This is a genomic window from Roseomonas aerilata DSM 19363 (assembly GCF_000711725.1).
Lineage (GTDB): Bacteria > Pseudomonadota > Alphaproteobacteria > Acetobacterales > Acetobacteraceae > Roseomonas > Roseomonas aerilata.
Genome location: NZ_JONP01000001.1, coordinates 250,340 through 273,405 on the forward strand (window position 1 = coordinate 250,340; position 23,066 = coordinate 273,405).

The window sequence follows — 23,066 nt, forward strand, 5'->3', positions numbered from 1 at the left end:
GGGCGGCCCCCTCGCGCGGTGTCGCTCATGGCGGGGGCGGGGCCTCGGCCAGGGCGGCAATGGTGCGGGCGAGCACCTTGATCTCCGAGCGGATCTCCTGGGTGGACTGGGCGCGGCCTTGCGCGGATTCCTCGAGCATGCGGGCGAGGTAGAGCTCGACGTTGCGCATATGGGCGCGGGTGGCGGATTCGTGCTCGCCGGGCTCGGCCATGCGGTGGAGGAGGGGGGCGAGGCTTGCCTGGGCCTCGGCCACGCGCTGCATGAGGTGCTGGCTGGCGCGCATCTGGTCGGTGAGGACGGAGAGGCGTTCCGTCAGCGTCTCCAGCGAGCGGGCGGAGTTGCTGCCGCGCTCCTCCCCGCGGGCGAGGAGGCGCTGGAGGCCTTCCAGGTTCTCGGCGGTCTGCTCCAGCAGGGCCTGGACATAGGCGGGCACGGAGCCGCCCTCCGCGGCGTCGCTGCCGAGCACGCCGGAGGAGAGGCGGGTGACGCCGGCGAGCCATTCCTCCAGCTCGTTGTAGAAACGGGCCTGGGCCTGCCCGGCCGTGAGGTCGAGGAAGCCGAGGACGATGGAGCTGGCGAGGCCTAGCATCGAGGAGGAGAAGGCGACGCCCATGCCCTGGAGCGGCTGGGCAAGGCCGGATTTGAGCTGGTTGAACAGGTTCGTCACGTCGCCCGTGCCGACCGACATGTTCTGGATGACGTCCGAGACCGAGCCGATGGTCAGGATCAGGCCCCAGAAGGTGCCGAGCAGGCCGAGGAAGATGAGCAGGCCCGTCATGTAGCGGGATAGTTCGCGGTCCTCGTCGAGGCGGGAGCCGATGCCGTCGAGCACGCTGCGCATGGCGCCCGTGGAGAGGGAGAGGTGGTCGGTGCGGCGGCTGGCCAGCATGGAGGCCATCGGGCCGAGCAGGCGCGGCGGCGGCTGGGCGGGCTGGCCGGGCTTGGCGGAGCGGAAGGCGTTCAGCCAGGCGGCCTCGCGCTTCAGCAGGACGACCTGGCGGATGCACCAGGCGATGCCGAGGGCGAGCACGGCGAGGATGAGGGAGTTGAGCACCGGGTTGACCGCGAAGGCGTGCTGCAGCTCGCCGAAGAGAAGGGCCGCGACCAGCGCCACGAGGGCGAGGAAGAGGACCATCCGCAGGAGGTAGCGGGTCGGGTTCGTCATCGGCTCGGCCCTCCTCCTGGCCCCGTATTGGCCGGGGTGCTGGCGGGATTGTTGGCGCGGCGCTGGGCGGGCGCGGGGGCCGGCCTTGCCTGGGGCGAGCCGGCCCTTCCGGCGCGGGGGGCCGGTTCGGCGGGGGGCGGGGGGATCGGCGGCGGCTCCGGCGCGGGCGGCGGCGGCTCCTCCTTCGGCGGCCGGGCCGCGGGGGCGATGATGTCGAGCGCGTCCCGCCCCTCGGGCGTGCGGCCCAGGGGCCGAAGGTCGATGCGCGTGCCAGGCAGGCCGCCGCCGGTGAGGGCGGATTTCACGGAGATGGCGCGGGCGAGGCTCGTGCGGCGGGCGATCGAGGGGTCGTCGGCCGGGCCGGAAACCTGGGCGACGACGGTGACACGGCCCGTGGTCTGCTCCGCGAGGTAGCGGCCGATGGTTTCGATGGACATGCGCGCGCCGTGGTCGGCCTCGCCCTTTCCGGCGCGGCCGGTGATGCGCCAGCCGCCGATGGGCAGGCGCGCGAAGCTCGGGCCGAGCTGAAGGTCGGGGAGGACCGGGATGTTCGCGCGCAGCGGGCCGGTGGCGAGGCTCGCCGGGGCGGGGGCCGATTCCGCGGGGCCGGCGGGTGCCTCTGGCTCGGTGGCCGCGGCTGTTTCCTGGGCGCGCGCGGCGCCCGGCAGGGCCCCCGGCGCGGCGGCGAGCAGGAGAGCGAAGGCCGTTGCGGCGGCGCGTCGGATCGAGGGGAAGGTCACGCGGCGCAGGCTAGCCCAGGAAGGGGCCCCGTTGAAGCAAGTGGCGCCACGAGGGCGGGCGTTTCGTGGCGGGCTTCGTGCCCCCGTTCGGGCTGGGCGGCCACGGCGGTTGTCCCACTGGTTCGTGCAGGGAGGCGACAACGTATCGGGAGGCGTTGCCGCGTTGCCCGGTTGCGGTTCGGCCGGGGCGTTGCCCGCGCGGGCTCTCAGGCCTCGCGAGCCGGCCCCGCCGCCTCGGTGCCGGCGCGGCGGCCGGCGACATAGGCCATGCCCTCGGCCACCGCCTCGCGCAGCTTGGCGTGGAGGAAGGGGTTGCCGGCGACGATGTTGCCGGTGGCGTAGGGGTCCTCGTCGCCCGGGCCGGTGACGTAGCCGCCGGCCTCCTTGACCATGATGATCCCCGCCGCGCAGTCCCAGCGGTGGAGGCCGAGTTCCCAGTAGCCCTCGTAACGGCCGGCGGCGACCCAGGCGAGGTCCAGCGCGGCGGAGCCGAAGCGGCGGATGCCCGCCACCTGCGGCATGAGCTTCGCGAGGGTGGTGCTGAACTCCGCGCGGTGCGGCACCTTGGCGAAGGGGATGCCGGTCGCGAAGAGAGCTGCGTTCATGTCCCGGCGGCCGGAGACGCGCAGGCGCTTGTCGTTGAGAAAGGCGCCACGCCCCTTCTCGGCCCAGAAGAGCTCGTCGGTCGCGGGGTTGTAGATGACGCCGGCCACGACCTCGGTGGCGGTGGGGCTGAGGCGGTGCTCGATGCCGACGGAGATGCACCACTGGGGGATGCCGTGGAGGAAGTTGGTCGTGCCGTCCAGCGGATCGACCACCCAGCGCCATTCCCAGTCCTCGTTGCCGCTCTCGCCGCTCTCCTCCATGAGGAAGGAGAAGCCGGGGCGGGCGCGGCGGAGTTCCTCGCGCAGCGTCTCCTCCGCGCGGAGGTCCGCCTGGGAGACGAAGTCGCCCGGGCCCTTGCTGCTGACCTGGAGGTTCTCGACCTCCGCGAAGTCGCGCAGCAGCCGCCGCCCGGCCTTGCGGGCAGCGTTGATGACGACGGTCATCGCGGGGGAGAGACGCGAGGAGGGCTGGGCGCCGGACATTCTCGTTTTTCCTGGAAGGGCCTCAGCCCTTCGCCCGCTCCAGGTAGGTCGCGTCCTCGGTGCGGACGACGATCTTCTCGCCGGCGGTGATGAAGGGGGGCACCATGACCTTCACGCCGTTCGAGAGCACGGCGGGCTTGTAGGAGGAGGAGGCGGTCTGGCCCTTCACGACGGGGTCGGCCTCCACGACTTCGAGCACGACCGTGTCGGGGAGTTCCATGCCGACGGGCTCGCCCTCGATGAGGCGGACGTTGACGGTCATGTTCTCGACGAGGAAGGGCAGGCGGTCGCCGAGGATGGCGCCGGGGACGGTGGTCTGCTCGAAGGTCTCAGGGTCCATGAGCACGATGTTGTCGCCCTCGGCGTAGGAGTAGGTGAACTCCTTGTCCTCGGTGTTCAGGCGCTCCACCGTGTCGGCCGTACGCCAGCGCTGGTCCTTCTTCGCGCCGGTCTTGATGTTGCGCATGTCGACCTGGATGATCGCGTTCCCCTTGCCGGGGATCATGATGTTCTGGCGCAGGATCGTGTAGCGCTGGCCCTCGAACTCGATGACCATGCCGGCGCGCATCTGGTTGGCCTGCATCTTCGCCATGGGCGGGGCGTCCTGTTCGTCTTCTGTGGGGCGCGCGGTCGGGCGCGCCTGGGGAGCGCGCCGGGGCGCGCCGGTGGGGCACGCCGAGGGCGTGCGGGAACTGGGGATTGGGCGCGGGCCATACACGCGCGGCGGGGGTTCTGGCAACCGTGCCGGGCACCCGGGCTGACCTGCCGCGGGTGGCAGGCTTGGCCGGCAGATGGGGTTCCTCGCAGCTGCAACAGAATCCACAGGCTGCTCACGCGCCCGGGAGGCCACTTGCGGGGAAAAGCTGTGGCGGGGGCTCTGAGCTGGACGGTATGTATTTGACAAACAGCAGTATTTCGGAAGTCAAGCCTGTGGAAAACCCTGTGAGGAACCTGTGCCCGTTCTGTGCCTTCATGGGGAAGTGGCCGGGCCGGAAGGTTGTGCACCGTGCCTTTCGGGCAGGCCGCGCGGGGGCGGATCGCGCCCCCGGCGGGATCAGTCGGCGTAGCCGTTCGTTGCTTCGATGATCGGCTTCCACTTCGCGATGTCGGCGGTCCAGAAGCGGCGGTGGGCCTCGGGCGTCGCGTCCTCCTGGGACACGGGGGCCGTGCCGATCTCGGTGAAGCGCTGAACGATGCGGGGGTCGCGCAGCGCGGCCTGGAGGGCCGTGGTGAGGCGGGCGAGGACGGGCGCCGGGGTGCCCCGGGGCGCGTAGAGGCCGTGCCAGACCGTGATCTCGAAGCCGGGAAGGCCGGCCTCGGCGGTGGTGGGTATGTCCGGCAGGGTCGCGATGCGGGTGCGGGAGGGGGTGGCGAAGACCTTCACCGCGCCGCCGCGGATGTATTCGGTGGTCTGCGTCGTCTGGTCGCAGAGGAGGTCCACGCGGCCGCCGAGGATTTCCTGCATGGCGGGGCCGGTGCCGCGGAAGGGGACGACGGTCGGCTTCGCGCCGATGGCGTTGGCCAGCAGGGCGCCACAGAGGGCGGAGGAGGAGCCGATGCCGGCATCGGCGAGGTTGAACCGGTCGCCGCTCGACTTCATGAGGGCGACGAGTTCGGCGAGATTGGCCGCGGGGAGTTCCTTGCGGCCGACGAGGGTCATCGGCACCTCCGTCACCAGGCCCAGCGGTTCGAAGCCGTTGACGGGATCGTAGGCGAGGCGGCGGTACATGGTGGGGATCACCCCCATGCCGATGTGGTGGAGCAGGATGGCGTAGCCGTCCGGGCGGGCCGTTGCCACGCGCTGGGCGCCGAGGGTGCCGCCGGCGCCGGTGGTGTTCTCCACGACAACGGGCTGGCCGAGTTCGCGCGACATGCTCTCGGCCAGGAGGCGGCCGACGATGTCGGTAGGGCCACCCGCGGCGAAGGGGATGGTCATGGTGATCGGGCGATTCGGAAATCCGGCCTGAGCGCGCGCGGAACGGGCGGCGAGGCCGGCGATCGCGGCCGCCGCGAGGGTGCGGCGCGTCGTCTTGGTCATGGATGGTCTCTCCCTGTGCGGCGCCCTTTTCGCGGGGTCGCTTGCGGGGAAGTCTGGCGCGCCCGCCGGCCGGCGGGAAGCCGTTCCGCGGGCGCGCGGGTTCAGGTGGCGATGCGGCGCGGCAGAGGGAGCTCCGCAGCCGCGTCTGGCTGGAAGTGGTCTCCGCCGAGGGGACCGCGGACGTGCCAGCCGCCCTCCCGCCGCTCGGCGAAGTCGGGGCCGATGGGGGCCTTGCCCTGGCCCTCCGGCAGGTCCAGCGCGTAGGTCGGCCAGGCGAGGCCGGTGAGGCGGCCGCGCAGGCCCTCAAGCAGGGCGCGGCCCTCGGCGATGGGCACCTCGAAGCGGGCGGTGCCGGGCGCGCGGTCGAGCTGGTGGAGGTAGTAGGGCTTCACGCGGTGGGCGAGCATCGTGCGAAGCAGGTCCTCCATCGCCTCGGGCGTGTCGTTCACGCCGCGCAGAAGCACCGACTGGCCGAGGAGGACGACGCCGGCGCGGGAGAGCTGGCGCAGGGCGGTGCGGGCCTCCCCGGTGAATTCGCGGGCGTGGTTGGCGTGGAGGCAGAGGAAGAGGGCGGTCTCGGTGTCGAGCGCTTCCGCCATCGCCTCCGTCACGCGTGCGGGGTCGGCGACGGGCACGCGCGTGTGCAGGCGGATGATCCCGATATGCGGCATGGCCGAGAGGCGGGCCACGATGTGCCGCAAGCGGCGGGGGGAGAGCATCAGGGGGTCGCCGCCGGTGAGGATGGCCTCGCGGACCCCTGGGTGCGCGGCGAACCAGTCGAGGGCGGTGTCGAGTTCGGCCTCGGTCAGAACGCCGCCGGCGGGGCCGACCTGTTCGCGGCGGAAGCAAAAGCGGCAATAGACGGGGCAGGCGAGCAGGGGCTTGAGCAGGGCGCGGTCGGGGTAGCGGTGGGTGACGCCTTTCACCGGGGTGTGGGGGGCGTCGGCGATGGGGTCCTCGCGCTCCTGCTCGGTGGCGTCGAGTTCGGCTGCCCGGGGGATGTATTGGGCGGCGATGGGGTCGGCGGGGTCGGCGGGGTCGATCAGCGCGGCCATGGCCGGGGTGACGGAGACGGCGTAGCGGGCCGCGACCGCGCGCAGGGCGGGCAGGGCTTCGGGCGGGATCAGGCCGGCGGCGGCCAGGGCGTCGGCGTCGCGCAGGGGGCGGGGAGGATGGGAGCCGTCGGGCATGGCGGGGCTGGTAGCCCCATCCGGGGCGATGTGTCACGGAGCGGGCGATCTCATCCCGTTCCTGGAGCCTATGCGGTGCCGCACCAGCCGCTTCCCCCCTGGCGTCCCGAGGCGCTTTCCGCCCGGCTTCCCGCGCTGCGGCGCCGGGCAGCGCTGGTGCGGGAGACGCGCGCCTTCTGGGAGGCGCGGGGCTGCATGGAGGTCGAGACTCCCTGCCTGGTACCCGTGCCGGGGATGGAGGTGCACCTGCACGGCTTCGCCTCGCGCTTCGAGGCGCATCTTGGGCGGGGGGAGGGAATGGACCTTTGGTTGCGGACCTCGCCGGAGCTGGCGATCAAGCGGCTGCTGGTGGGCGGCGTGGGGAGCGTGTTCGAGCTCGCGCGGGTCTGGCGGAACGGGGAGGTCTCGCCCAGGCACGCGCCGGAATTCACGATGCTGGAGGTTTATCTCGCCGGCGAGGGGCTGGAGGGGCTGATGGACGCGGTGGAGGGTTATCTCCGCGCCGTGCTGCCGCCCATCGTGGCCCATGCGGGGGTGGAGACGGACCTTTCCCTGCCCTTTGAGCGGGTGACGGTGGCGGAGGCCTTCGCGCGGGTGGGGGTGGACGTGCTGGCCTCCGTCGATGCCGCGACGGCTGAGGGGAACGGGGCGGTCCTGGCGGCCTCCGCGCGCGCGGCGGGGCTGGCGGTGCCGGCGGGGCTGGGCTGGGAGGACCTGTTCTTCCACCTGATGCTGGAGCACGTGGAGCCGCATCTCGGGCGGAGGCGGGGCACCTTCCTCACCCACTGGCCGGCGCCCCAGGCGGCGCTGGCGCGGCGGGATCCCCGGGATCCGCGCGCGGCGCTGCGCTTCGAGGTTTTCGCGGCCGGGCTGGAGCTGGGCAACGCCTTCGACGAACTGCGCGACCCTGCGGAGCAGCGGGCGCGCTTCATCCGCGACGTGGCGGAACGGGAGGCGCTTCACGGGCCCGGCTGGGGGGTGGACGAGGACTTCCTGGCGGCGCTCGACCATGGCCTGCCGGCGGTCTCGGGCATCGCGATGGGGTTCGACCGGCTGGCGATGCTGGCGGCCGGGGTGCCGGACCTCGAGGGGGTGCGCTGGCTCGGCGGCTGGCCCTTCCGGGACGGCTGAGCGCATCGAAGCGGGCCAAGAGGCGTTGTGAGCGTTCCAAAGGAGGATACTCACATGGTCGATACGAGGTCGTTGCTTGAAGGTTTTCTGGGCGGTGGGTCGCGCGGTGGCGGGATCGGCAGCCTCGGCGGCGGGTCGAGCGGGGGCGGCATCGGCAGTCTCGGCGGCGATGACCGGGGCGGCGGGGGCGGTGGCCTCTTCGGCGGCTCGGGTGGTGGGATCGGCAGCCTCGGCGGCGGCGGCGGCGGGTCGCTGCGGGACGTGCTGGGCGGGCTCTTCGGCGGCTCGGGCGGCGGCATCGGCAGCCTCGGCGGCGGGAGCAGCGGCGGCGGCGGAATTTTCGGCGGGCCGATCGGCAGCCTCGGCGGCGAGGACCGTGGGGGCGGCGGGCTGTTCGGTGGCGGCGGAATCGGCAGCCTTGGGCGTGAGGGGACGGTGCAACCGCCCTCGCAGGAGGATGACCGCGGTGGCGGCGGGCTCTTCGGCGGCGGCATCGGCAGCCCGGGCACCGGCGGCATGGGCGGGGGCGGCTTCGGCGGCGGTCTCGGCGGGATGCTGGGCGGTGGCCTGGGCGGCGGGCTCGGATCGATGGCGGCGGGCGGCATCCTCGGCTCGCTGCTCGGCGGCGGGCGGCGGCGGAGCGGCGGCGGCAGCCTGATGCAGATGGGCGGGATGGCCGTGCTCGGCACGCTCGCCTATCGCGCCTGGCAGAAGTTCCAGGAGTCGCAGGGGGTGCCGGAGTCGGCCCGCGCGGGTGCGGGCACCGCGCCCTCCGCGCCGCCTTCCTCCGGACCCTGGGCCGGGGCCACGGCGGCACCGGCCGGGGCGCCCGTCGGCGCGCAGGGAAGCGTGCCGGACCCGAAGGAGTTCGCGCAGGACGAGGTTCCGGCCGCCGACGGGCAGCCCTTCGGGCTCTCGATCATCAAGGCCATGATCTCGGCCGCGAAGGCGGACGGGCACATGGACAACGACGAGCGGAACCGCATCTTCGACGAGGTGGAGAAGCTCGGCCTCGATGCCGAGGCGAAGGGCTTCGTCTTCCAGGCGATGGACGCGCCGACCGATCCGGGCGCGGTCGCGGCGCTGGCGCGGACGGACGCGCAGAAGGCGGAGATCTACCTCGTGTCGCGCATGGTGGCGGAGCCGGACACGGCGGCGGAGCGGGCCTATCTCGACGCGCTGGCGCACCGGCTGGGGCTGGCGGCGGGGCTGCGGCAGTCGCTCGACGCCCAGGCGGCGGAGGCCCATGAGCTCGTGGAGTCCGGCGCGTTGCAGGCGCCCCAGCAGGGGGGCGCCACGCCGCAGCTCTGATCTAGTCGGGCAGGAGCGCGCGGGCTTCCGCCGCGCGCTCCACTGGCCAGGCGTAGAAGTTGAAGATGTAGGGGTCCGACGCCTCGAAGACGGAGGGGTCGGGGCTCGCACGCTGCATGGTCGGGCGGTGGAGGGCTGACATGGGGTGCCACTGCCCCCTGTGCTCGAAAGCGGTCTCGTAGCCGAGGGCGTCGAGAAAGGCGGGCACGGACCAGGTGCAGCCCTCCGCGTGGCGTTCCTCCAGCTCGAGGGTGAGGACGGGGCGGCAGCGGGCGAGGGTGGCGCGGGCGCCGCGAAGGATGGCGTATTCGGCGCCCTCCGCGTCGATCTTGATGGCCGTGAGATCGGACAGGGCGAGGCTGTCGAGGGTGATGACGGGCACCCTTTCGCGGCGGACTGTGACGCGCGGGGATTCGTGGGCGGCGTAGGTCTTCGCCGTGCTCGCCCATTGCCACTGGGGCACGCCGTCCAGCAGCGGCAGGGAGAGGTCGAGCGTGCCGTGGGCGGCGCCGAGCGCCTCGGGCCGGAGGGCGATGGCGGGGTTGCCGGCCGCGGCGCGGGCGAGGGCCTCGCGAGCCTCGGGCAGGGGCTCGAAGGCGATGACGCGGGCGCCGGGCAGGGCGGCGAGCGGCAGGGTGAGCAGACCCTCATGCGCGCCGACATCCACGATCGTGCCGGGGCGGTGGAGGGCGGTGAGGAAGGCGAGCTCGTCCATCGGGCCTCTTTGCCGGCGAATCGGGCGGCGAATCGGGCGGCGATTCGGGGCCGGAGCCTTGGCTGTAGCCGCTGCGGCGGCAACTGGGCAGGGCGGGAGGGCGTTCCATCCGCTGCGAACGACACATCCGATGAGGCTTGCCATGCGGTTTCTGACCCTTGCGGCAGCGATGGTGCTCGCCGCCACGCCGGCCTTCGCGAATCTGTACGACGGGCGCAGCTCGACCGGGCGCTCGCCCGGCGCGCCGCTGGATCGCGGGCCCTATTCCTCGCGAGCGGACGGCGCCTATGCGGGCGGCGGGCTGGTGCTAGAGGGCGCGCCCGGCGCCCCGGCCCCGATGCCCTACCAGACGGCGCCGGCGGGCTCGCTGATGCCGGATCGCGGCTTCCGCGACCGCGCGGCCTCGGGGATGCCTGACTCGGGGATGCCTGAGCGGATGGATGACCGCACGGCCTCGAGCGCGCCCTACGGCGCTTACGGTGGCATGCCCTCGCGCCCCATGGCGCCGATGTACGCGCCGAGCCCCTATTCGGGCGGGATGAGCAGCGACATGTCGAGGCAGGGCATGATGCAGGAGCGCATGCCGCAACCCATGCCGATGGCGCAGCCGATTCCGATGCGCTGAGCGGCGTATCCTTCGCGTTCGATGCGGGCTGTGCCCTTTCCCGGGCACGGCCCGTTTCCTTGCCCGCCTTCCCCGAGGGGCTGCGCAACGGTCAGGCCGGCGGGTGCGTTTCCCCGGTGCAACGACACGGAGAGCCGCCATGCGTATCGCCACCCTTGCCGCCGCCCTGGCGCTCGTCGCCGCACCGGCGCTCGCGAACCTGAATGACGGGGTGAGCACGACCGGCCGCTCGCCGGGAGCGCCGCTGGACCGCGGGCCGACCTCCTCCGCCAGCGACCGCGCCTATTCGGGCGGGGGCGCGGTGCTGGAGGGGGCGCCTGGTGCGCCGGCGCCGGCGCCGTTGCCGACGGCCCCCGCCGGTTCCACCCGGCCGCAGGACATGCCGGCGCGCTGAGCGCCTAGCGCACCGGGCGCGGGGCGGCGGCGATGGCGGCGTTCATCGCGCGCAGGCCCGCGGCCGGTCCTTCCGGGTGGTTCCAGACGGCACCGACGACCGCAAGGAAGTCGGCGCCCGCCTCGACGAGCGGCGCGCAGTTCGTCGCGTTGATGCCGCCGATGGCGACGCAGGGGATCTCGAAGATCGAAGACCACCACTCGAGGATCTCGGGATCCGGGTGGTATTGCGCCTCCTTCGTGGTGGTCGGGAAGAAGGCGCCGAAGGCGACGTAGTCGGCGCCCATCTCGCCCGCGCGCATCGCGAGGTGGCGGCTGTCGTGGCAGGTGATGCCGAGCGTCGCGCCGCCGAGCAGGGCGCGGGCCTTGGCGTGGTCGCCGTCCTCCTGCCCGAGATGCGCGCCGTCGCACCCGGTCTCGGCCGCGAGCTGCGCGTCGTCGTTGAGGATGAAGGCGACATCGCGGGATTGCGCGACGGGGCGCAGCGCGTCGATCGCGCGGCGCACCTCATCCTGCTCCGCATCCTTCAGGCGGAGCTGGAGGCAGGCGCAGTCGCCGGCGTCGAGGGCGCGGGCGAGGTCGTCGGGGAAGGTCGCGAGGTCGATGCGCGGCGGGGTGATGAGGTAGAGGCGGCAGTCATTCGCGCCGGGTGCGGCAGCGGGCGGCGTTCGGGCCAAGCTGGTGGTTCCTTATCCTGGCCGGAAGTGGCCGCCCCTTGCCTGTTCAGGCCGGGTTCGCCGCGGCCTCGGCCTTGTAGGTCTCGATGATGTCGGAGAGCAGCGCCAGCGCCTCGGCCTTGGGGCGCTGGAAGGTGTTTCGGCCGATGATGGAGCCGTTGCCGCCGCCCTGGTGGATGCCGCGGGCCATGGCCATCATCGCCTCGTTCGTGCCGGCCTCGCCGCCGGAGAAGACGACGAGGCGGCGGCCGTTGAAGCAGGCCTGGACGACATGGCGGATGCGGCCGGCGAGGTCGTTGATGTCGGGCACGGGCGACTTCTCGTAGGTCTTCTTGGCGGCGTCGAGGAAGATCGCCTCGGTCGGCGGCTTCACCTTGATGATGTGGGCGCCCAGCAGCGCGGCCATGTGCGCGGCATAGGCGCAGATGTCGAGCGCGGTTTCGCCGACCTTGTCGAGCATCGGGCCGCGCGGGTAGCTCCAGACGACGACGGCGAGGCCGACGGACTTCGCCTCCTCCGCCATCTCGCGCAGTTCCTCCATCATCTCGAACTGGTATTCGGACCCGGGATAGATGGTGAAGCCGATGGCCGAGCAGCCGAGGCGCAGCGCGTCCGATACCGATCCCGTCACCGCCTGGTCCTTGGTGGTGGAGAGGGAGTTGGAGGAGTTCACCTTCAGGATGGTGGGGATGGCGCCGGCGAAGGTCGAGGCGCCGGCTTCGATCATGCCGAGGGGGGCGGCGTAGGCGTTCAGCCCGGCCTCGATCGCCAGCTCGAAATGGTAGCGCGGATCGTAGGCGGCGGGATTGGGGGCGAAGGAGCGGGCGGGACCGTGCTCGAAGCCCTGGTCCACCGGCAGGATGACCATGCGGCCGGTGCCGCCGAGGCGGCCCTGCATGAGGATGCGGGCGAGGTTGCCCTTCGTGCCGGGGTTGTCGCTCTCGTACCAGGAGAGGATTTCCCGGACCTTCGGCGTCAGCTGCATCGGCGTGCTCCCTCTTCTCCGGCCCCTGCCCTGGCGTCGCGGGGCCTTCTCCCGGAGGTAGCCGAGGGCGCCGCGGCTGTCACGGCTGCGGGGGCGTGCCGCGCAGATGGCGGGCGAGGATGGCACGGCCGCCGGGCTTCTGGAGATCGAGGGTGGAGAGGTCCAGCACCGGGGGCGCGGCGGGGAGAAGGGTGGCGCCGACCTCCTCCGCCGCGCCGACGACGGCGGGGAAGGCGGGGTGGGTGTTGTCGAGCACGAGCAGGCGCCAGCCCTGGCGCAGGGCGTCCAGCGCGAGGCCGGGCGCGCTGCCGCAGTCGAGAGCGGCGGTGAAGGGGATGCCCGGGTGGCGCGCGGCGGCCTGGCCGAGCATGGCCGCGACCGCGGCGGCGCCCGGCCAGGCGGCGGCCGCGGGGGCGGAGAGGAGGAGGAGGCCCCCCGGCGGCGGGGTGGCGGCCGCTTCCTCGAGCGCGGCGGCGGCCTCGGCGGCGCTGAGGAAACGGATCGCGGCGGGCGTCACGGTTGACCCTCTTGCGGGTGGATGCGTAAAGCCCCCAGGTTTGGCGGTCGCGGAACGGGGTGCCCCTTGGGCCCTGGCTTCGGGCCGTCACAGCTTGGCACAGGTCGGGTCCCGCTGTTACGGCATGAGCGTGATGAAGGCGGAACGACCCCTGGGCAAGGGGACGGGCGGAGGTTGGCACGGCATGTCTGAGGGCCTTTCGGGGGCGATCGGAAAGCTCGAGGCGGCGGTGGAGCGCCTCGCGGAGGTCGCGCGCGGCGTCGCCGAGGAGCGGGCTGCCCGTGCGCGCGGCGACGGGGAGCCGGCCGGCGTGCCGCCCGCGGAGGTGGCTGCCCTTTCGGCCCGGCTGGAGGCGACCATCGCCCGCCTGCGCGCCGCGCTGCCCGAAGGGGCTGAGGCGGGCGCCGAGGTGGACGAGCTCGGATTGCCGGAAGACGGGGCAGAGGACGGGACCGAGGATGGGGCGGACGACGCCCTGGACGAGGGCATCGACGAAACGGGCCGCGGAGGCAGGGCTTCCGGCGCGCCGCGCGGCGCCGGGGAGGGTTGAGTCTTGGGACAGGTCACGGTTCGCGTCGGCGGATACAGCCATCCGGTCTCCTGCGAGGACGGGCAGGAGGCGCATCTTATCGCCCTGGCGGCGGAGGTGGACCGGCGGGTCGCCTCCGTGAAGACGATGGGCGGCAGCTACGGGGAGCCGCGGCTGCTGCTGCTGGCCGCCCTGCTGCTGGCGGACGAGGTTCACGACCTGAAGGTTGAGGTGGCGCAGGCCAGGGCGGGCATTCCCGCCTCCACGTCTCCTGCGCCGGTGGCCGCGGCGCCGGCTCCGGCGGCAGACCCGATGCTGGCCGAGCGGCTGGCGCGGGTCGCGGAGCGGATCGAGGGAATCGCGACTGATCTCGGCAAGGGCTGAATCCGGCCCTTTCCGCGGTCATCCACTGGTGCCGGGGGGCGGGAAGGCCTACATGGGTCGGGCGGGGCTGCCTTTCGCGCCAGGCAAATCATCCCCAGGGCCAATAAGCATCCTCCGGGAGCTGGCTCTGTCCGGACCCTGGTCCGGGTATCTGGTGCCCACCTGCGCTAGCAGGCCTTGGGAGGACGAATCGCCAGCGGTCATGGCGGCTCCGCACCCTTCTTCCCCTCGATCGAGTCGGCCACTCTGCGCATGAGCGGGGGCGGCGAGGATCCGCGCCTGCGCGCGGCCAAGGTGGTGGCGCGCGAGGAGGCGCAGGCGCGCCGGGCCTCCGCCCTGGCCGCGGGGGCCGGGCCGGCGCTGTGCGCGCATGTTCTGCGCGAGACGCCGCCGCCCGCGGGCGCGGTGGTCGCGGGCTTCTGGCCCATGGGGCACGAGATCGACATCCGGCCGCTGCTGCGGGCGCTGGAGGGGCGCGGGCACCGGCTCTGCCTCCCGCGCACGCCGAAGCGCGGCCTGCCGCTCGACTTCCGCGCCTTCGCTTTCGGAGATGCGATGGACAAGGGGCCCTTCGGGACCTTGCAGCCCCTGGCGGAGGCGGCACCTCTCACCCCTGGCTTCGTCATCGTGCCGCTGCTGGCCTTCGACGGGGCGGGGAGGCGGCTGGGCTATGGTGGCGGGTATTACGACCGCACGCTGGCGGCGCTGCCGGGGGTTCCGACGCTCGGCGTGGCCTTCGCCTGCCAGGAGATGGACGAGGTGCCGGCGGGTCCGCTCGATGCGCCGCTGGACGCCGTTGCGACGGAAGCGGGGGTGATGCGGTTCCGATGACGCGGGTGCGCGGGTTTTCCGAGGGGTGGTTGGGTTGAGGATCCTGTTCCTGGGCGACGTGGTCGGGCGCGCGGGCCGCGATGCGGTGGTCGAGCGGCTGCCGGGCCTGCGTGCGGAGCTGCGCGCCGACCTCGTGGTGCTGAACGCCGAGAACGCCTCTCACGGCTTCGGCCTGGCGCCGGAGATGGCGCGGGCCTTCCTCGCGGCCGGGGCGGATGTGCTGACGCTCGGCAACCATGCCTGGGACCGCAAGGAGATCATCCCCTACATCGAGGGCGAGCCGCGCCTGATCCGGCCGATGAACTACCCGCCGGGCACGCCGGGGCGCGGCGCGACCGTGGTGGAAGTGCCGGGCGGGCGCCGGGCGCTGGTGATCCAGGTGATGGGCCGGCTGTTCATGGAGCCGCTGGACGACCCCTTCCGCGCCGCCCAGGCCGAACTGGCGCGTCACTCGCTGGGCGCGCACGGCTCCGTGCAGGCGGTGGTGGTGGATATCCACGCGGAGGCGACGAGCGAGAAGCTCGGCTTCGGGCACTCTTTCGACGGGCGGGTGAGCCTCGTGGCCGGCACGCACACCCACGTGCCGACGGCGGATCACCAGGTGCTGGAGGGTGGCACGGCCTATATTTCCGATGCCGGGATGTGCGGCGACTACGACAGCGTGATCGGCATGGCCAAGGCCGGCGCCTCGATCCGCTTCTGGCGGAAGGTGCCGGCCGAGCGGCTGGCGCCGGCGGAGGGACCGGCGACGCTCTGCGGCGTGCTGGTGGAGACGGACGACGCGACGGGGCTCGCGCAGCGGATCGGGCCGCTGCGGGTGGGTGGACGGCTCTCGGCGATCACGCCGGGATTTTAGCGGGCATCACGTCCGGGCGCGGGCGGGAAACCAGTCCTGCCGGGGGTCGCTTTGAAAAGGGGGCTCGTGGAAGGCGAAGGCCGACCGCGCCTTCGGCTTTGGTGGCGCCATGTCTGCCAGGGACCGGTGAGCCCACCAGCCTGGAGTGCCCCAACGCATGCAGCAGCCCCGCCGTTCCGATGCAGCGCGCCCGTGTCCGCTCCTCGCCTGGCCGGGAAGGGTTCTGCGTGGGGGATGGTTGGCGGTGCTGCTGGCAACCGCGCTGTTGGCGGGGCCCGCGCGGGCGCAGGACGCGGCCTCGCTGACGCCAGCGGAGGCGCGGCAGGCGCTTGAGGTGCTGCAGGACGCGGGCCGGCGGCGGCAGGTGATCGAGGTGCTGCGCGCGATCGCGGCGGCGGGACCGGAGGAGGTGGCGGAGCGCGCGCCGGCCCCGGCCACGGGCGGCGCCGCGCCGCCGGCCCGCACCGCCCCGGCGGCAGGCGCGGCCGCTCCGGCGGCGGAGACGGTCTCGCTGACCTCTGACAGCCTGCTCGGCGCGATCATCGCTTCCTCCTCCACCTGGCTCTCAGGGCTATCGGGGGTGCTGGCGGCGGCGGGGAGCGTGATCGGGGGCGCGCCGCTCGTCTGGAACTGGTTGGCGCGGACGGCGACGAATCCCTTCGCGCAAACTGCCGTGCTGGACGTCGCCTGGCGGCTGGTGGTGGTGGTCGGGCTGGCCTGGGCACTGCGCTGGCTGCTGGCGCGCGCGCTGCGCCGGGCCGTGCGGGCGCTGGAGCGGCGGGCCGAGGCCCGGCGGGCGCGCCGGCGCGCGGCGCCGGAGGTTGCGCCGGGCATCGCCAGCCGGCCGGAGCGCCGGCTGCTGCACCGGGCGCCGCTGGCGGCCCTCTGGCTGCTGCTGGAACTCGTGCCGCTGGCGGGCTTCGCGGCAGCGGGGAATCTTCTCGTCACCACGCCGCTCGGGGGCGCGGGGGGCATCGCGCCGCTGATCATCCTTGTCGCGGTGAATGCCTTCGTCGTGCAGCAGGCGGCGATGGCGATCGGCCGGGCCGCGGTGTCGCCGGAATCGCGGGAGCTGCGGCTGTTCCGCCTCTCGGACGAGAGCGCGGCCTATGTGGAGGTCTGGCTTGGGAGGATCACGGGGGTCGCGATCTACGGGATGGCCGGGCTGGATGTCGCGCGGCTGCTCGGCCTTTATCCCGCGGCCTACGACTCCGCGGCCAAGCTGCTGATCCTGCTGAACCACCTGCTGCTCGCGCTGGTGGTGATGCAGTGCCGGCACGCGGTGGCGGTCGCCATCGCGCCGGCGGGCCATGCGAGCGGGACGGTCGCGGTGCTGCGCCACTGGTTCGCGCGCATCTGGCACGTGGTCGCGATCTTCCTGCTGATCGCGGTCTGGTTCGTCTGGGCGCTGCGGATCGACAACGGCTACGCGCTGCTGCTGCGCTACGTGGGCGCGACGGTGGTGGTGCTGGTCCTCGCGCGGCTGGCGGCGGTGGCGGTGCTCGGGGCGCTGGACCGCGTCTTCCGCATCGGCGAGGAGACGGCGCAGCGGCTGCCCTCTCTGGCGGGGCGCGCCAACCGCTACGTGCCGATCCTGCGGCACGTCGTCTCGGGCGCGATCGGGGTGCTGGCGGCGCTGGCGCTGCTGCAGGTCTGGGGGCTCGATGTCACGGGGTCCTTCCACGACGGCGGGCTGGGGCAGCGCGTCGCGGGCTCCGCCGTCGTGCTTCTCGTCGCGGCCGTGCTGGGCGTCGTGATCTGGGAGGGCGTGGACAGCTGGATGAGCCGCAAGATCGCGGGACTCACGGGATCCGGCGAGTACGCGCGCGCGGCCAGGCTGCGGACGCTGCTGCCGCTGCTGCACTCCACGCTGCTCGTCGCGATCGTGCTCGTGGTGGGCTTCACGGCGCTCTCGCAGCTCGGCGTCAACATCGCGCCGCTGCTGGCGGGGGCGGGGATCGTCGGCGTCGCCGTTGGCTTCGGCTCGCAGAAGCTCGTTCAGGACGTGATCACCGGCATCTTCCTGCTGCTGGAGAACACGATGCAGGTGGGGGACTGGGTGACGGTCTCGGGCCTCTCGGGCTCCGTCGAGAACCTTTCCATACGCACGATCCGGCTGCGCGCGGGGGATGGGTCGGTGCACGTGATTCCGTTCAGCTCCGTCAGCACCGTGACGAACACCAACCGCGGCATCGGCAACGCGGCCGTCTCCGTCACCGTCGCCTTCTCGGAGGATCCGGACCGGGTCGGCTGCGTGCTGAAGGAAATCGGGGCGGAGATGCGGCGCGATCCGGCTTTCCGCGACCTCATCCTCGACGACTTCGCGCTCTGGGGCGTGGACAAGGTGGACGGCGCGACCTTCACCGTGCTCGGCCAGATGAAGTGCACCGATGCGGGGCGCTGGGGTGTGCAGCGGGAGTTCAACCGCCGCATCAAGGGTCGCTTCCAGGAGATGGGGATCGAGATCGCGCTGCCGGCGCAATCGGTCATCCTTTCCCGCGCGCCTCGACCGGGGGAAGCGGCGGAGGGCCATGCGGCCGAGGACGTGGTGACGGGCACGGCCTCGGGGGCGGAACGGCACTCGCCGCCGCCTGCGGCTTTGGGGAATACGCAGTAGGGGGGCGCCGGCGCGCTTGGCGCTCCCCCGATAGGCTCAGACCAGGGCCTCAGAGATGGAGCAGTTCCGGCGCGAAGAAGCCAAGGCCGGCGAGGACGGTGCCAAGGACGCCCAGCAGCGCGCCGCCGAGGGCGAGGAGGGGCACGCCGGTGACGATGCTCGCCGAGGCGATGACGATGGCGACCTGGAAGGCGGCGGAGCCGTACTCGTACATGTGGTAGGCGGCCATGGAGCGGTCCCGGATGCGTTCGGCGGCCTTGGCGCGCTCGGCGAGTTCGCGGCGGCCCTCGCCGGTGGAGGGCTCGCTTTCGTAGCGCTGCGCGGTGGCCTGCCAAGCGGCCACCTGGCGGGAGTTGGTGGCGCGGCGGGTCTCGTCGCCGCCATCGGGCAGCAGGGCGGCGGTTTCGGCGGCGGTGCGCAGGGTGGTCTGGCGGATGGTGCGGGCCTGGAAGAAGGCCCAGAGGTTCGAGGCCTCCACGTTGCGCGAGAGGGCTTCGGTCTGCGCGCTCTTCGCGCCGGTCTCGGCGAGCGCGAGGAAGAGGGCGAGGACGGCAATGAGGAGCGCGACGCGCTTGTTCTCGCCGCTGTGGTCGACATGGCCGTGGCCGGTCATGGGGATCCTCTTACATGAAAAATCCCCCATGCCATTCGGTCGCGGGGCTGTGAAGAGGCCCCGCTGGCTCGATGCCTGCCGTGCTACTCCGGCCTGATGCCCACCTCCGCAACGAGGCGCTCGTTGGCCGCGCGCTCGCTCTGGATGAGTGCCTCGAACCGTACGGGTGTCTCGACGACGGGGCGCAGCCCGAGTTCCTGCATGCGGCGGGTGATTGCGGCGTCCTCGACGCTGAGGCGAATGGCTTCGGCCAGGCTGTCGCGCAGGCTCGGGGACATTCGCTTCGGTCCCCAGACGGCAAGCCAGTCAACATTCGAAAGGCTCGGAAAGCCGCTTTCCGACAGCGTCGGCACGTCCGGCAACGCTGGCAGACGCTCCGCTGTCGCGACGGCAAGCGCCTTCACCTGGCGGCTGCGGATCAGGTCGATCGCGGGAGCCATCGGCGCGACCATGAGGGCGATCGTCCCCGCGATGAGATCGCTCATGGCAGGGCCGGTGCCGCGATAGGCGATCGTCAGCGGCTCGATCCCGAGGCTCTTTCCCATGGACGCGGCGACGAGGTGGCTCACCGAGCCGAGGGAGGGATAGCCGAAGGCGTACCTCTGCGGGCTGCTCCGAAGGGCAGCGATCAGGGCGGCCACGTCGTTGGCCTCGACCGTCCGTGGGTTGGCAATGAGGACGTAGGGCTCCTCGGCGAGCCGGGCGATGGGCGTGAAGTCGGCGTAGGGATCGTAGCTCACGGCCTTGATCACGTAGCGCGCCATCAGGTGGACCTTCGGGCTGATCAGCAGCACCTGCCCGTCCGGGGCCGCCTGCGACACGAACTCGCCGCCCACGACGCCGCTCGCGCCCGAGCGGTTCTCCACCACCCAGGTCTGGTTCAGGCGCTCCGACATCTTCGGCGTGATGAGGCGCGCCAGCGTGTCCGTGGTTCCACCGGGGGCGAAGGGCACCACGAGGCGGGCCGGGCCGCGCTGCGCGGTTTGCGCCCAAAGCGCCTTGCCCGGCGGGAGGGCAGCGGCGGCACCGAGACCCAGCGCCAGCCTTCGCGTGATGACGTGATTCATCTCGTCGCGTCTTCCCCGGACTGCTCGACTTGCGCGAGCCGTTATCTTTCGTGCCCCTGCGAGACGCGCTGCCTGCGCTGCGGAACGCCTCTGCAAAAAACTTTGACAGGACATTTGCCCCGCAGCAAGTCGGCCGTGCCGGGCTGGAAGAGTGCGGTGCTGGCGTCCTGGACAGGCACCGGGCGGCGCGCATCCCTCGGCATGTGCCGGGACGAGGCGCACCGTTTCTGCCCCGAGGCCACCATGCGTTTCCCGACGGAGGAGGACCGAGCCTAGTCCTCCCTCACGCGGCCGCGGTTCCGTTTGATGCCCGAGCGCACCTCCTTCGCGGCGAGGCGGCGCTGCTGGCTGCCCTTGGTGGGGCGGGTCGGGCGCCGGATCACGGGGGCGACGAGCGCGTCGCGGAGGAGGGCGGTGAGGCGGGCGCGGGCGGCCTCCCGGTTGCGCTCCTGGGTACGGTGCTCGCGGGAGGTGAGGAGGAGTGCGCCCTCCTCGGTCATGCGCCGGCCGGCAAGTGCCCGGAGGCGGGCGAGGACGGGTTCGGTCAGGCCTGGAACGCGGGTGGTGTCCAGGCGGAGCTGCACCGCGGTCGCCACCTTGTTGACGTTCTGCCCGCCAGGGCCGGAGGCGGCGATGAAGCTCTCCTCCAGGGCATCGGCGGGGATGGTCAGGCGGTGGGTGACGCGGATCGGGTCCAAGTTAGTAGAGTTCGGCCGCGCATTGCGGGGCGACGACGTTGTCGTAGTGGTTCCCGCTCAGGCGGCCGGCGGTGTGCTCGGCGAGCAGCTCACCGCCCGTGGGCGCGCCCACGGGGCGGGGGGCGCCGGACCAGAGGGCGCCGCGGAGAAGGGCGCGCGGGCACTGGATATAGACCTCGGTGACGGAGACGAGGAGGACCGTGGCGGGGGTGGTGCGGCCCATCATCAGCCGCTCGCGCAGGGAGGGATCGGTGGTGATGCGGGCGGTGCCGTGGACGCGCAGCGTCTCGTTCACGCCGGGCACGAAGAAGAGGAGGGCGACGCGGGGGTCGTCGATGACGTCCCGCAGGGCGTCGAGCCGGTTGTTGCCGCGGCGGTCCGGCAGGGCGAGGGTCCGCTCATCCAGCAGGACGACGAAGCCCGGGGCGTCGCCGCGCGGGGTGGCGTGGGGGCCGCGCTGGCCGATGGTGGAGAGGATGAAGAAGGGGGAATTGGCGATGAAGGCGGCGCTGCGGCCCTCGAGCCGGTCGCCCATCTTCGTCAGCACCCGTTCCGTGGGGGTGGGGTAGAGGGAGGACAGGGCTTCCTGGGTGGTGACGTCGAAGGGGTTGGAGGCGGGGTTGGCGTCCATCGCGGGCGGCTCCGGGTTCGAGGGCATGGTGGACGCAGGCAAGGGGCGCGCCAAGCTGTTCCGGAAGCACCGCCGCGGGTGGCGCGGCCCGGCCCGGCCGATTATCATGACAGTCCCGAGCCCCGCCGCGAGGGCCGCCCCGGAACCCTCCGGGGCCTGGTCCCGGCGGGCCGGCGCGCGGCCCGCGGGCTCCTTCGGGGCATCCTGGCCGGCGTGCCGGGACCCAGGAAGGAACAGGAACGCCGACCATGGCCGGCCATTCGCACGCCAAGAACATCGCCCACCGCAAGGCCGCGCAGAGCGCCAAGCGCGCCCAGGCCTGGGGCAAGCTGATCCGCGAGGTCACCGTCTCCGCCAAGCAGGGGATGCCCGACCCCGCGCACAACCCGCGCCTGCGGGCGGCGGTGAAGGCCGCGCTGGTGGCCAACATGCCGCGCGACACGGTGGAGCGCGCGATCAAGCGCGTGGCCCAGGGCACGGACACCGAGAACTACGACGAGGTGCGCTACGAGGGCTACGGCCCGAACGGCGTCGCGATCATCGTCGAGGCGCTGACGGACAACCGCAACCGCACGGCCTCCGACCTGCGCTCCATGTTCTCGAAGAATGGCGGGGCGCTGGGCGAGAGCAATTCAGTGGCCTTCCAGTTCGAGCGGGAGGGGGTGGTGCGCTACCCGCCCTCCGCCGGGGATGCGGACACGGTGCTGGAGGCGGCGATCGAGGCCGGCGCCAGCGACGTGGAGAGCGACGAGGACGGGCACGCGATCCGCACGGCGATCGAGGACCTTTTCACCGTGCGCGATGCGCTGGAGGCGAAGCTGGGCCCGGCCGAGAGCGCCAAGCTGGAATGGCGGCCGAACGCGACGGTGCCGCTGGACGAGGAATCGGCGGGCGGCGTGCTGAAGCTCGTGGACGCGCTGGACGAGCACGACGACGTGCAGAACGTCTACGCGAATTTCGACGTGCCGGACGACGTGCTCGATCGGCTGACGGCTTGAGCCTCTCCGTTCGCATCCTGGGGCTCGACCCCGGCCTCCAGCACACGGGCTGGGGGCTGGTGGAGAGCACGGGATCGCGGCTGCGCCACCTCGGCGACGGGGTGGTGAGCACAAAGGCCGACCTGCCGCTGGCGGAGCGGCTCTGCATCATTCACCGCGCGCTTTCGGCGCTGATCGAGGAGCACCGGCCGCACGAGGCGGCGGTGGAGCATACCTATGTCAACAAGAATCCGGGCGCGGCGCTGAAGCTGGGGCAGGCGCGCGGGGTGGTGCTGCTGGCGCCGGCGATGCTCGGCGTGATCGTAGCCGAGTACCAGGCGATGGAGATCAAGCGCGCCGTGGTCGGCACCGGCCATGCCGACAAGATCCAGGTGCAGGACATGGTGCGGCGGCTGCTGCCGGGCGCCGTGATCAAGCGGGCGGATGCGGCGGACGCGCTGGCGATCGCGATCTGCCACGCGAACCACCGCTCCACCCGGAATGCGCTCGCGCGCGGCTATGTGCCGGCATGATCGGGAAGCTGACCGGGCGCCTCGACTCGGTGCACGAGGGGGGCTGCATCCTCGACGTGAACGGGGTGGGCTACCTTGTCGCGGCCTCCTCGCGCGCGGTCGCGGCGCTGCCGGCGGATGCGCGCGGCACCCTCTGGATCGAGACGGTGGTGCGGGAGGACGCGATCACCCTCTACGGCTTCGCGGACGCGGCGGAGCGGGACTGGTTCCGGCTGCTGACGGGCATTCAGGGCGTGGGGCCGAAGGTGGCGCTGGGGCTGCTCTCGGCGATGTCGCCGGGCGACCTGGCGGCGGCGATCCTGGCAGGGGACCGGGGAAGCCTCACGCGCGCCCCGGGCGTGGGGCCGAAGCTCGCGGTGCGGCTGCTGAGCGAGCTGCGCGAGAAGGTCGGTGGGATGCCGACGGGAGATGCGAGCTTCGTCGTGCCCGCCGCGCCGGTGCCGGAGCGCGGGGCGGCGGCGGATGCGGTTTCGGCGCTGCTGAACCTTGGCTGGCGGCGGCCGGAAGCGGCCTCGGTCGTCGCGCGGGTCATGGACCGGCTGGGTGAGGGCGCGGACCTGAACACGCTGATCCGCGAGAGCCTGAAGGAGATGGCGCCGCGCTAACTCACGCGCCCGGCGCGCCGCGCTTCTTGGCGGGCAGGTCGGGCAGCGGGCAGAGGGCGCGCGACAGCAGCGGCAGGGCGGCGCAGGCGACGGCGGCCACGGCCGGGAGCGAGAGAAGAAGCAGGGCAGGCGTGGTCATGCCAGTGAGCA

27 protein-coding genes and 1 other RNA gene are annotated in these 23,066 nt (G+C 72.8%); 13 read left to right on the plus strand and 15 right to left on the minus strand.

The window, feature by feature from the left end; all coding sequences use genetic code 11:
- Positions 1 to 25: 25 nt before the first annotated feature.
- From BO39_RS01145 to BO39_RS01170, 6 genes are all read right to left on the minus strand, one after another.
- Positions 26 to 1,165, minus strand: a complete 1,140-nt coding sequence (locus tag BO39_RS01145) for a MotA/TolQ/ExbB proton channel family protein (RefSeq protein ID WP_043829168.1) — start codon at positions 1,163 to 1,165, stop codon at positions 26 to 28.
- The gene (locus BO39_RS01150) at positions 1,162 to 1,905 is read right to left on the minus strand and encodes a hypothetical protein (protein WP_043829170.1); all 744 of its coding nucleotides are present in this window, start codon (positions 1,903 to 1,905) and stop codon (positions 1,162 to 1,164) included. The genes BO39_RS01145 and BO39_RS01150 overlap by 4 nt, the downstream gene beginning before the upstream one ends.
- A gap of 206 nt (positions 1,906 to 2,111) precedes the next feature.
- Positions 2,112 to 2,954, minus strand: a complete 843-nt coding sequence (locus BO39_RS01155; RefSeq protein ID WP_043829724.1) for an inositol monophosphatase family protein — start codon at positions 2,952 to 2,954, stop codon at positions 2,112 to 2,114.
- Positions 2,955 to 3,015: 61 nt separating this feature from the next.
- Positions 3,016 to 3,585: an elongation factor P gene (efp, locus tag BO39_RS01160; protein ID WP_043829172.1), complete on the minus strand. Its 570-nt coding sequence runs from the start codon at positions 3,583 to 3,585 to the stop codon at positions 3,016 to 3,018.
- A 462-nt stretch (positions 3,586 to 4,047) separates the two neighbouring features.
- A complete protein-coding gene (locus BO39_RS01165) occupies positions 4,048 to 5,031 on the minus strand; it encodes a tripartite tricarboxylate transporter substrate-binding protein (protein WP_043829174.1) in 984 nt (327 codons plus the stop codon).
- A gap of 101 nt (positions 5,032 to 5,132) precedes the next feature.
- Positions 5,133 to 6,221, minus strand: a complete 1,089-nt coding sequence (locus tag BO39_RS01170) for a lysine-2,3-aminomutase-like protein (RefSeq protein ID WP_052401273.1) — start codon at positions 6,219 to 6,221, stop codon at positions 5,133 to 5,135.
- A 75-nt stretch (positions 6,222 to 6,296) separates the two neighbouring features.
- Between BO39_RS01170 and epmA the strand changes: the two genes are divergently transcribed.
- Both epmA and BO39_RS34900 read left to right on the plus strand, forming a co-directional pair.
- The gene (gene epmA, locus BO39_RS01175) at positions 6,297 to 7,352 is read left to right on the plus strand and encodes an EF-P lysine aminoacylase EpmA (RefSeq protein ID WP_043829177.1); all 1,056 of its coding nucleotides are present in this window, start codon (positions 6,297 to 6,299) and stop codon (positions 7,350 to 7,352) included.
- Positions 7,353 to 7,406: 54 nt separating this feature from the next.
- Positions 7,407 to 8,663 (plus strand): tellurite resistance TerB family protein, encoded by a 1,257-nt coding sequence (locus BO39_RS34900; RefSeq protein WP_052401274.1) that lies wholly within the window; start codon positions 7,407 to 7,409, stop codon positions 8,661 to 8,663.
- A gap of 1 nt (position 8,664) precedes the next feature.
- On the opposite strand, the gene BO39_RS01185 is transcribed toward BO39_RS34900, so the two are convergent.
- On the minus strand, positions 8,665 to 9,378 hold the full coding sequence (locus tag BO39_RS01185) for an FkbM family methyltransferase (protein ID WP_052401275.1): 714 nt from the start codon (positions 9,376 to 9,378) through the stop codon (positions 8,665 to 8,667).
- A 142-nt stretch (positions 9,379 to 9,520) separates the two neighbouring features.
- On the opposite strand from BO39_RS01185, the gene BO39_RS01190 reads away from it, so the two are divergent.
- Both BO39_RS01190 and BO39_RS01195 read left to right on the plus strand, forming a co-directional pair.
- Positions 9,521 to 10,003: a hypothetical protein gene (locus BO39_RS01190; protein WP_043829179.1), complete on the plus strand. Its 483-nt coding sequence runs from the start codon at positions 9,521 to 9,523 to the stop codon at positions 10,001 to 10,003.
- A 139-nt stretch (positions 10,004 to 10,142) separates the two neighbouring features.
- Positions 10,143 to 10,397, plus strand: coding sequence for a hypothetical protein (locus BO39_RS01195; protein WP_043829181.1), 255 nt, complete (start codon positions 10,143 to 10,145; stop codon positions 10,395 to 10,397).
- A gap of 4 nt (positions 10,398 to 10,401) precedes the next feature.
- Here BO39_RS01195 and thiE read toward each other — a convergent pair whose 3' ends face one another.
- From thiE to BO39_RS29540, 3 genes are all read right to left on the minus strand, one after another.
- The gene (gene thiE, locus BO39_RS01200; RefSeq protein ID WP_052401276.1) at positions 10,402 to 11,073 is read right to left on the minus strand and encodes a thiamine phosphate synthase; all 672 of its coding nucleotides are present in this window, start codon (positions 11,071 to 11,073) and stop codon (positions 10,402 to 10,404) included.
- Between the two features lie 46 nt (positions 11,074 to 11,119).
- On the minus strand, positions 11,120 to 12,058 hold the full coding sequence (locus BO39_RS01205; RefSeq protein ID WP_043829182.1) for a class I fructose-bisphosphate aldolase: 939 nt from the start codon (positions 12,056 to 12,058) through the stop codon (positions 11,120 to 11,122).
- 79 nt (positions 12,059 to 12,137) lie between these two features.
- Positions 12,138 to 12,575, minus strand: a complete 438-nt coding sequence (locus tag BO39_RS29540) for a hypothetical protein (RefSeq protein ID WP_052401277.1) — start codon at positions 12,573 to 12,575, stop codon at positions 12,138 to 12,140.
- Positions 12,576 to 12,759: 184 nt separating this feature from the next.
- Between BO39_RS29540 and BO39_RS01215 the strand changes: the two genes are divergently transcribed.
- The 6 genes from BO39_RS01215 (at position 12,760) to BO39_RS01235 (ending at position 17,792) form a co-directional block, all read left to right on the plus strand.
- Positions 12,760 to 13,125, plus strand: coding sequence for a hypothetical protein (locus tag BO39_RS01215; protein WP_043829184.1), 366 nt, complete (start codon positions 12,760 to 12,762; stop codon positions 13,123 to 13,125).
- Positions 13,126 to 13,128: 3 nt separating this feature from the next.
- Complete coding sequence (locus BO39_RS01220; protein WP_043829186.1) at positions 13,129 to 13,488, plus strand: cell division protein ZapA; 360 nt, start codon at positions 13,129 to 13,131, stop codon at positions 13,486 to 13,488.
- A 61-nt stretch (positions 13,489 to 13,549) separates the two neighbouring features.
- A non-coding RNA gene (gene ssrS, locus BO39_RS30820) (6S RNA) lies at positions 13,550 to 13,704 on the plus strand.
- A gap of 36 nt (positions 13,705 to 13,740) precedes the next feature.
- Entirely contained in the window at positions 13,741 to 14,319 is a 579-nt protein-coding gene (locus BO39_RS01225) for a 5-formyltetrahydrofolate cyclo-ligase (protein WP_043829187.1), read from the plus strand.
- A gap of 34 nt (positions 14,320 to 14,353) precedes the next feature.
- Positions 14,354 to 15,175 (plus strand): TIGR00282 family metallophosphoesterase, encoded by an 822-nt coding sequence (locus BO39_RS01230; RefSeq protein ID WP_043829189.1) that lies wholly within the window; start codon positions 14,354 to 14,356, stop codon positions 15,173 to 15,175.
- 244 nt (positions 15,176 to 15,419) lie between these two features.
- Positions 15,420 to 17,792: a mechanosensitive ion channel domain-containing protein gene (locus tag BO39_RS01235; protein ID WP_156963364.1), complete on the plus strand. Its 2,373-nt coding sequence runs from the start codon at positions 15,420 to 15,422 to the stop codon at positions 17,790 to 17,792.
- 49 nt (positions 17,793 to 17,841) lie between these two features.
- Here the strand turns inward: BO39_RS01235 and BO39_RS01240 are convergent, their stop codons facing one another.
- From BO39_RS01240 to BO39_RS01255, 4 genes are all read right to left on the minus strand, one after another.
- On the minus strand, positions 17,842 to 18,405 hold the full coding sequence (locus tag BO39_RS01240) for a DUF4337 domain-containing protein (protein ID WP_043829192.1): 564 nt from the start codon (positions 18,403 to 18,405) through the stop codon (positions 17,842 to 17,844).
- Positions 18,406 to 18,488: 83 nt separating this feature from the next.
- Complete coding sequence (locus BO39_RS01245) at positions 18,489 to 19,472, minus strand: Bug family tripartite tricarboxylate transporter substrate binding protein (RefSeq protein WP_052401279.1); 984 nt, start codon at positions 19,470 to 19,472, stop codon at positions 18,489 to 18,491.
- 272 nt (positions 19,473 to 19,744) lie between these two features.
- Positions 19,745 to 20,170, minus strand: coding sequence for an alternative ribosome rescue aminoacyl-tRNA hydrolase ArfB (arfB, locus tag BO39_RS01250; RefSeq protein WP_084697746.1), 426 nt, complete (start codon positions 20,168 to 20,170; stop codon positions 19,745 to 19,747).
- Position 20,171: 1 nt separating this feature from the next.
- Positions 20,172 to 20,801, minus strand: a complete 630-nt coding sequence (locus BO39_RS01255) for an MSMEG_1061 family FMN-dependent PPOX-type flavoprotein (protein WP_043829739.1) — start codon at positions 20,799 to 20,801, stop codon at positions 20,172 to 20,174.
- 248 nt (positions 20,802 to 21,049) lie between these two features.
- Between BO39_RS01255 and BO39_RS01260 the strand changes: the two genes are divergently transcribed.
- From BO39_RS01260 to ruvA, 3 genes are read left to right on the plus strand one after another with little or no spacing between them, the layout of a single operon-like run.
- Positions 21,050 to 21,799, plus strand: coding sequence for a YebC/PmpR family DNA-binding transcriptional regulator (locus BO39_RS01260; protein ID WP_043829194.1), 750 nt, complete (start codon positions 21,050 to 21,052; stop codon positions 21,797 to 21,799).
- On the plus strand, positions 21,796 to 22,311 hold the full coding sequence (gene ruvC, locus BO39_RS01265) for a crossover junction endodeoxyribonuclease RuvC (RefSeq protein ID WP_043829196.1): 516 nt from the start codon (positions 21,796 to 21,798) through the stop codon (positions 22,309 to 22,311). Before BO39_RS01260 ends, ruvC begins: the two co-directional genes overlap by 4 nt.
- The gene (gene ruvA, locus BO39_RS01270; RefSeq protein WP_043829198.1) at positions 22,308 to 22,916 is read left to right on the plus strand and encodes a Holliday junction branch migration protein RuvA; all 609 of its coding nucleotides are present in this window, start codon (positions 22,308 to 22,310) and stop codon (positions 22,914 to 22,916) included. The genes ruvC and ruvA overlap by 4 nt, the downstream gene beginning before the upstream one ends.
- Before the next feature lies 1 nt (position 22,917).
- Here the strand turns inward: ruvA and BO39_RS32375 are convergent, their stop codons facing one another.
- On the minus strand, positions 22,918 to 23,055 hold the full coding sequence (locus tag BO39_RS32375) for a hypothetical protein (protein WP_156963366.1): 138 nt from the start codon (positions 23,053 to 23,055) through the stop codon (positions 22,918 to 22,920).
- Between the last annotated feature and the right edge of the window lie 11 nt (positions 23,056 to 23,066).

What these genes read in the sequence shown, in the direction of transcription:
- BO39_RS01145 (WP_043829168.1), bottom strand. Translation starts at nt 1,165, where the DNA reads ATGACGAACCCGACCCGCTACCTCCTGCGGATGGTCCTCTTCCTCGCC.
- BO39_RS01155 (WP_043829724.1), bottom strand. Translation starts at nt 2,954, where the DNA reads ATGACCGTCGTCATCAACGCTGCCCGCAAGGCCGGGCGGCGGCTGCTG.
- efp (WP_043829172.1), bottom strand. Translation starts at nt 3,585, where the DNA reads ATGGCGAAGATGCAGGCCAACCAGATGCGCGCCGGCATGGTCATCGAG.
- BO39_RS01165 (WP_043829174.1), bottom strand. Translation starts at nt 5,031, where the DNA reads ATGACCAAGACGACGCGCCGCACCCTCGCGGCGGCCGCGATCGCCGGC.
- BO39_RS01170 (WP_052401273.1), bottom strand. Translation starts at nt 6,221, where the DNA reads ATGCCCGACGGCTCCCATCCTCCCCGCCCCCTGCGCGACGCCGACGCC.
- BO39_RS34900 (WP_052401274.1), top strand. Translation starts at nt 7,407, where the DNA reads ATGGTCGATACGAGGTCGTTGCTTGAAGGTTTTCTGGGCGGTGGGTCG.
- BO39_RS01185 (WP_052401275.1), bottom strand. Translation starts at nt 9,378, where the DNA reads ATGGACGAGCTCGCCTTCCTCACCGCCCTCCACCGCCCCGGCACGATC.
- BO39_RS01190 (WP_043829179.1), top strand. Translation starts at nt 9,521, where the DNA reads ATGCGGTTTCTGACCCTTGCGGCAGCGATGGTGCTCGCCGCCACGCCG.
- BO39_RS01195 (WP_043829181.1), top strand. Translation starts at nt 10,143, where the DNA reads ATGCGTATCGCCACCCTTGCCGCCGCCCTGGCGCTCGTCGCCGCACCG.
- BO39_RS01205 (WP_043829182.1), bottom strand. Translation starts at nt 12,058, where the DNA reads ATGCAGCTGACGCCGAAGGTCCGGGAAATCCTCTCCTGGTACGAGAGC.
- BO39_RS01215 (WP_043829184.1), top strand. Translation starts at nt 12,760, where the DNA reads ATGTCTGAGGGCCTTTCGGGGGCGATCGGAAAGCTCGAGGCGGCGGTG.
- BO39_RS01225 (WP_043829187.1), top strand. Translation starts at nt 13,741, where the DNA reads ATGAGCGGGGGCGGCGAGGATCCGCGCCTGCGCGCGGCCAAGGTGGTG.
- BO39_RS01240 (WP_043829192.1), bottom strand. Translation starts at nt 18,405, where the DNA reads ATGACCGGCCACGGCCATGTCGACCACAGCGGCGAGAACAAGCGCGTC.
- BO39_RS01245 (WP_052401279.1), bottom strand. Translation starts at nt 19,472, where the DNA reads ATGAATCACGTCATCACGCGAAGGCTGGCGCTGGGTCTCGGTGCCGCC.
- BO39_RS01255 (WP_043829739.1), bottom strand. Translation starts at nt 20,801, where the DNA reads ATGGACGCCAACCCCGCCTCCAACCCCTTCGACGTCACCACCCAGGAA.
- BO39_RS01260 (WP_043829194.1), top strand. Translation starts at nt 21,050, where the DNA reads ATGGCCGGCCATTCGCACGCCAAGAACATCGCCCACCGCAAGGCCGCG.
- ruvA (WP_043829198.1), top strand. Translation starts at nt 22,308, where the DNA reads ATGATCGGGAAGCTGACCGGGCGCCTCGACTCGGTGCACGAGGGGGGC.
- BO39_RS32375 (WP_156963366.1), bottom strand. Translation starts at nt 23,055, where the DNA reads ATGACCACGCCTGCCCTGCTTCTTCTCTCGCTCCCGGCCGTGGCCGCC.